Source organism: Christensenella sp. (assembly GCF_034927525.1).
In the GTDB taxonomy this organism is placed as follows: domain Bacteria; phylum Bacillota; class Clostridia; order Christensenellales; family Christensenellaceae; genus Christensenella.
This window is the reverse complement of the sequence record NZ_JAYFPU010000252.1, coordinates 1-7,529: the sequence shown is the minus strand read 5'-3', so window position 1 is coordinate 7,529 and position 7,529 is coordinate 1. Positions and strand designations below refer to the sequence as shown.

The 7,529-nt window shown below is 40.9% G+C and carries 3 protein-coding genes and 1 pseudogene; all 4 read right to left on the bottom strand.

Annotated features, from left to right (window positions below; translation table 11 throughout):
- Window positions 1-1,852 (bottom strand): S8 family serine peptidase (locus VB081_RS10520; protein WP_323400775.1); only part of this gene is annotated, 1,852 nt, incomplete at its 3' end.
- Between the two features lie 59 nt (window positions 1,853-1,911).
- Window positions 1,912-2,841, bottom strand: a complete 930-nt coding sequence (locus VB081_RS10515) for an NAD-dependent epimerase/dehydratase family protein (protein WP_323400774.1) — start codon at window positions 2,839-2,841, stop codon at window positions 1,912-1,914.
- On the bottom strand, window positions 2,838-7,283 hold the full coding sequence (locus VB081_RS10510; protein WP_323400773.1) for a glycoside hydrolase family 99-like domain-containing protein: 4,446 nt from the start codon (window positions 7,281-7,283) through the stop codon (window positions 2,838-2,840). The genes VB081_RS10515 and VB081_RS10510 overlap by 4 nt, the downstream gene beginning before the upstream one ends.
- Window positions 7,280-7,529: pseudogene (locus VB081_RS10505) on the bottom strand (SAM-dependent methyltransferase); the annotation flags it as partial. The pseudogene VB081_RS10505 and the gene VB081_RS10510, both read right to left, overlap by 4 nt.

Here is a 7,529-nt window from a genome sequence, read left to right as displayed (position 1 = left end):
CACCGTAGTCTCCTCCTCCATACGAGTTGCCACGATACCATTTGACATCCCCCGTCGTTTCATTCCACACCGCAAACGACACCTCTGCAATTCCATTTTTCCCTCTTATATGTAATGCCCCCGCATGAAACTGTCGCCCTTTTTCATCAAACTTTCGGATATCGACACCATCACATGCCAGGAGTTGCTCCTCAATCATTAAAGGGTATGAAATATTGGCGCCTCCACCATCTTTTGACTTTGCGTGTACTATTACTCTTCCCGCTTTTTTGGCCACTAGCACTCCTGCATCTGTGATTGTAGCTTCTCCATCCTCATTTGTCACAGACCATTCAAGAGTATGATCTGCAGCATTCCGAGGTAAAATCTCTGCTTCCATCTGAAAAGAAACCCCCGGATAGATCAAAGCTACATCAACAGGCGGTTTAATAACAATGCTATCTATATATACTATTGGTGGAACTGGCAATGCTTGCATTGCAGCAGATGCATTCACTTGTCCCCACCCATAATGGGCATCTTTCCCTTCATCTCCCAAGTCCGTCGCAGTTGAATACAAAATATCTTTGATTTGTTCTACTCCCAAAGTGGGGTTTTTTGCCAGCATCATAGCTACCACTCCACTTACGACAGGCGCTGCCATCGACGATCCTGATTTGTAATCATACATGCCTTGATGCGTTGGAATCGTGCTATATATAGATAATCCCGGTGCCGCCACATCCTTGAATTCGTTGTAATCCGCCCAATATGGCGTGCTCTCATAATTATCCAACGGAACGACCGATATACAAGCTTCAAAATCACTCGGGTACATAGGATTTGTCTGTGGCACTAAATTGATTCCATTACCGCCCGCACATACAGTCACAATCCCTTTCTCTGCAGCTTCATTGATTTTATTTTCTAACAACTGGTCGTTGGTCGACTTGAAATATCCCCCAAAGCTCATATTGATAACTTTTGCACCGTCATTCACCGCGCGCGTATAAGCTTTTAAAATATCTTCTGAATTCGCCACCACTCTGCCGAGCGTATCAATGTAAAATACATTATAAGCTATAATTTCAGCATTATAGGATACTCCAGCAACTCCCTTTCCATTATTGGCCTGCGCGGCAATGATCCCTGCTACATGCGTACCGTGTCCTGTCAGATCATTGGTCAGCGGCTTATTTAGCCTCACATCATAACATAAAGAAGTATTTAAATTTGCTTTCAAATCTTCATGTTGTATATCTATGCCGCTGTCAATCACACCTACTCTTATTTTTTTATTCGATTTACTAATATCCCATGCATCAGGCACACCAATTTTATTAAGATACCATTGCGATTTTATTCCCGGATCGTTTACTGTCGTCGCCAGTGTATCCACCGATTCTATCTCTGTATAAATAAAATTAGGTTGCACTATCTGAATTCCCGGCTGATCCTGCAACTCTTCTATCGCCTGGATCACAGTCATATCCTGCGCTAATTCAACTTTTAATACATCATTACCCACTCCTACAGGCTCTTCGTCCGAGACCTGTTGCAATGCCGGCATAGCGGCATTGCTGTCCATAACAACCAGAACCTCCCCAGCAACATATGGCAGATTCTCATCCGCTTCTTCTGTTTTTGCTGCTTCAGCACCTTCAGTATTCAGGCTTTCAATGTTTTCTATAGCGGGGCTCTCTGTTGCTTGAATTTCCTGCTCCGATACAGGCACCGATTCCTCAGATATTATTATCGGTGGTACAGAAGCGCTTTCTTCTCCCCCCAATGCAAAAACATTAACTGGAGCCATACAAACAAAAAAGAAAACCATCATATACATTGCAATTTTCTTTATATACCGATGATTCATTCTTCATCCTCACAATCTGAGTTCAATATTAATTTTTGATAAGACATTGCCCCATTTTGTTAGACTGTGCTCACAAAACTCAGAACATACTTTTTAATCGCGTCTAATTCATTGCTTTTGGGAATATAGCGTAAATACTTTCTTGCCTTCTCAACATTCAACACATTATAAGAAACATCAAACAGTCTTGGTTCTTCATAGTTTACAACCGCCTCTTTATTCAGCGTTTCACAAATCAATTGTACCAGTTCACCCATACTGATTCCTTTTCCGCTGCCGATATTAAAAAGCGGTAATATACCCTTTTGTCTTTTCCAACCTGCAGCCAGATAAAAAGCGTCAACAACATCATGGATGTCAACATAGTCCCGCACATAATGCTTGCATGCGAATAAATGCAACGGCACCCCCCGTAAAATATGATCTGCAAAGACAGTCACCGCACCTACTCTGGAACCAGGATTTTGTCCGACTCCATAGGGATTGGAAATACGCAGAATAATATTGTCCATTCCATATACTTCATTATACATTAACAAAACCCGTTCCATGGCCAATTTTGCAATCGCATAATTATTCTTGGGATATGTTGCACATGTTTCAGAAATCGGCTTATTTTTCGTTCCCCGGTCTCCATATACCGTACCCCCGGAAGAAGCAAAAACAATACGCTTAATCCCTTGCTTAGAGCAAATACTGCAAAGGCTTTGCATATATTCGATTTCCCGATATGCCGTAATCGGTTCATCCATTGATCGCTGCGGATTTGTAGCACTTGCAAGATGTATTATGATATCCTTGCCTCTCACTGCCTCTTCGACAGCTGTCTCATCGTCAAGGCACCCTTTGAAATACATAATTTGATTGTCTTCTTTATGTGCTGGCGCAACATCAAATACTGTAACAGCGCTGCCCTCCGCCAAGAATTTTTCACAGATATTCTGTCCCAGAAACCCGTTTCCTCCAAGCACTAATACATTTTTTTTCATAAAGCATCTTCATCCCCAGATATATTCCCATTCAATCCCAGGTGCTCTTTGACCTGTTTTCGATATGCAAATACTTTTTCTTCATCCACCCCCTGATGATTCTGACGCACATAATCCTGCATTAATATGATCTCGCTAAAGTGTCGCTCGGTGTTAAGCTGTAATGTTACGCTGTTTTGATGTCTTCTATGATAATTCAAAGCCTCGCGAATATAAGCAATCTTGCCTCCCTGTTCCAGCAATTTTACATAAAACATCCAGTCACCAGCTACATGTAATTTTTTTGCTTCTTCAATGAAACCGGTAAAATCTCTGTTTTTAAACATAACTGAAGAAACATTCAAAACTGAATTCAGCACGCTTAATCCATTCACTATTTCGCACTCAGCATCAATAATAAAATCGTGATCATAATCGACCACCTCTATATGGGACGTACAGTCCAGATAATCATTACCAATCAGGTTTCCGTTGCTGTCTATCTGCTTAGATTGCGTATATGACATCACAACATCCGAATCCTGCTTGAATTTTTCCATATTCTTTTCAATAAACATTGGGTCAGCCAGATCGTCTGCTTCAGCAATCCAGATATAATCCCCCTTTGCCATATCAAGGCCTTTTTCCCATTGTGCAAAAACACTTCCGCTATTTTGTTCATTCATTACAAGCTTAATCTTATGTGGATAACGTTCCTTGTATTCTTTTAAGATTGAAACGCTTTCATCCGTGGAACGATCGTCCATTAAAATAATCTCATAGACTGGATATGTCTGCTCCAATACAGAATCAATGCGTGATCTCAAGTAACGCTCATAATTATAATTTGGAATAATAACACTTACTTTTGTTATCTTCTCATTTAAAAAACACAATAATTTCTCAATATAATCGACAAAATCCAACCGTGTTTCCACCAACTCCCGACAAGCCTGCGATTTTTTTTGCCAACATGTTGCATCATTCAGAAGCTCAATCACCGCTTCCGTCATGGCACGCGTGTTTTCCTTTTCAACCAGCAATCCTGTCTGTTCGTCAATGATATCCGCAAATCCACCGCTATCACGGAATGCAACCACCGGAACCCCTGCGTGCATAGATTCTACTACTACGCTGGGGAATGGGTCCTCGCGCGATGTCAGTAAAAACAAATCTGCAGCCACATAAAACGCCCTGATATCCGGCTGCGCAGGAATAAAAATCAATCGCTTACTGTCTAGAACACCCGCATCATTGCATTTTTTTACCACAACTTCTTCGAAGTTTTCAAGGTTGCAATCCCCAATCCACACATAGTAGATATTGTTACATTGCTGAGCCGTCCGTATTGCACAGTCCGCAAACAGATCAATTCCCTTCCTGATATCCATTGTACCAGCGCCTAAAACAATTTTCGCATCCTTAGGAATTCCTAATTTTTCACGTATCAGGTCTCTGGTTTCTGGTTTTCGTTCTATATACGGATTAATTGAAAATAAGCCTTGCGGCATAATTACTGTTTTGTCTGCATCTAAATCCAATAACCCCTGGTCGCTATACTCGACATGGCTAGACGGAAAAACAATTTTTTTCGCTTTTTGATTAATAATTGATAACTTATCAACCGCATGCATATTCTGAATAATATTTTGCATCTCATGGATAAGTGAAACACAAGAAACTCCCATATCAGCCAACATACCTACCATATCACCTGTAACTACAGTATTGCAAATTGCCTTTTTAACATTCCATCTTCTCACGGTTTGCTCTAATTGTTCGGTCGAATCAATATCCCTAGTTACATTGATCAATACCTTTGAATAATGCCGGATTTTCTCTTCCAATTCACCGCCATCCTGTAGAATCGTGTAAACATCATATCCGAAAACCTCTTTTAGTTGCTTAATAATATGATATGCCAACACTTGGGCACCATTGAAAAGCGCATCATGCCCTACAAAGATAATTTCTCTTTTTTCTGGTTTCCTGCGCAGTAGGGCTTGTTGTGTTGCCGCCAAAGCAGCATATCCATACCTGCGATCCGGTTCTAAATATGTTCCCTCCGCCCACTCATTCCATGCATTGATAAAAATAACTTTATCTTCTCCCGCAAACTGCTCGTCAGTATATTCTACGAGATCATTCAGCCATTCCTGATACAGCTTCATACTAAAACCGTTAAAAATTGTTGCCGTATCGCCTCTTCGCGGCGTGTTGTCCCAAGCTAGCATTATGCCTTTATACTGCTTATAGTCAGGCACTTGTAAATAGTTTTTATCAGAGACAATATCGGCATAATGATATAGTAATCCACCGAAATCATCATTTACAAAGTACTCCTCAGCATTATTATATGGTCTTAGTCCCTGCATCACGACACTGTGCGGCGGAAATTCCACATATGCATCGATCACATTTGCGTCGCTACAAAAATAATTTGGACGGCTGACGCACAACAGCGTGATTTCTCCTATCCCTGCCATCCTAAAATATTCCCGCCAATCAAGTACAACAGACTCAAACTCCGGTATATCTCCCGGATTATAAACGATTAAAGCGGGCTTTCCGTTTATTTTGATATATCTTTCATCTTTCAAATACGGCAAAATATCCTGTGCAAAACGCAGCATTGATTCCCGCGTATACTCTTGCGCAATCAGGACATTTTTTTCTTCTCCATCCCATGTTCGCGTCCAGTTTTCATTTGCCCAGCAAAGACAAAACGGCAAATCCAAATCCTTGTTTTCATAAATAATATTAAGCGGCGTATCCATGAGCTTTTTGCCATCAAACCAATAGTAATACATCGCAAAGCCATGTATTCCATACTGCTTTGCCATTTCCATCTGCTTCTTAATGTTTTCCTTCAGCCTAAGATCGTAATATCCCAGATCCGCAGGTAGTCTTGGCTGGAAATGTCCAGTAAACAGCGGCATGGCCTTTCCAACATTTGCCCATTCCGTAAACCCCTCGCCCCACCACGCATTATTTTCTGGGAATGGATGATATTGCGGCAAATAAAAGGCGATTGCTTTGATATCAATCTCTTCATTGGCTATATTCGCTTGTTCACATTCCTTGTATTCGGCATTTCGTTCCTTCTGGGTCGGAATACTGGTAATTTGCCTGATATACCGTTCTTCGGCACTGTAAGTATCAAAAATATTGATTCTATTTTTATCGGCAACCTCTTCCTGCTTCGCCTGTGCTGTCAGTGTCTGATCGGGCTGAACGACTTGCTGCTTCTTTGAAGCCTTCCATTGTTTATATAATTGTTTATTATGAATCGCTGGTGTCAGCAAGGTAAAGGCAAAGTCTTTAAAGCGTTTTTTGGACCTCTCTGTTTTAAAAATTTTGTTGTATACTCCCTTGGCCACAAGCTTCAGATGCCCTTTGGTAGAGATGCCTTCCAGTCGCCTGTAGGCCTCCTCCAACTGATTTCTTGCTCCCCGTTCCTGCTCTAGCTGAGTAATCAGTCCCTTTCGCTCCAGTACCGCTTCACGTTCGACTCGCTTCACCTGTTGTTGGGTGTGCGCTTGCTCTTGTTCTAACCTCTCCTGCATTTGCATTTTTTCTTCTTCGGCTTTTTGTGCACGAACATCTGCATGGTTTCTTTCCAAAATAAGTTGTTCGACCCACTTTTTCAGATTGACATCATTTCTGTCTAAATCTTCAACCCTTTTATGCAGGTGTCGATTTTCTTCCATCAGCTTCTCGAAACCAAACGATTCTTTCAGAAATCTGTTTTTAGAAATATTTCCTTCTCCCTGCACACCATATACAGCCGCTTCAAAACTTCTCGACATATCAATAAACTGTTCTTGTTGTTTCTCAGAAAAATCAAAATAAGCGAGCACCTTATCATAATCCTCTACATGTCGTTTATCTTTACTGTAATATCCGGCAATCCCACGAAACAGTAAAAATTTAACCGGAAGCGAAAAGTCAAAAACCCATTCATAATCAATGATTCCATATTCGCCATCCAAAAGAATAATATTGGAAAGAATCAAATCGATATTTCCAGGGGTTATCGCTTTCATTCCCTCAAAATCACCGACCGCTCCAAATAATTCCAAAAATGCAGGTGTCTTTTCAAACTCGCTATACTTGTTTGAATAATAATTCAAAAAATGATCATACTCTTTAAATATCGCCAGCACTTGATCAAAATCGTCTCGATCATACTCGCGGTACAATCTGCTTTCAAGCGTCTCGCCTTCCAAATATTCAAAGTCAATACAATCTTCTCCTAGTTCATACGCACACAGGACGACTTCGGAACGAATATTTGTCCGCAGCATCTCATAATTCTGCGCCATCCGTTTGATATGGGACAGCGCTAATTCTGTATTTGCCTGCTTCCTGACAAATTTTTTTCCATTTTTTTCTATGATTAATGTGTTGATACTATACCGGCTGTTTCTTTCCGTCGTACATTTTGCATATTCTACTTTCACTTCTGCACCTGCTTTCCAGCAACGACCAGATATGAATTAGCAAAGAAATCAAACATTCCTTCCGGGATCAACTGATTATATAATGTTTTCTCGTCAAACAATTCCATTCTGTCCATATCGTAATTATGCTGCAAATCCCCTAGCTCTCCTATCAACGGCAGTCTGTCATCCGAGTAAATCGCCTTCGCAAACTTATAATCCGGTAGTGGATAATAAAAATCCGGCTCAATAAAACCTGAGTCCATA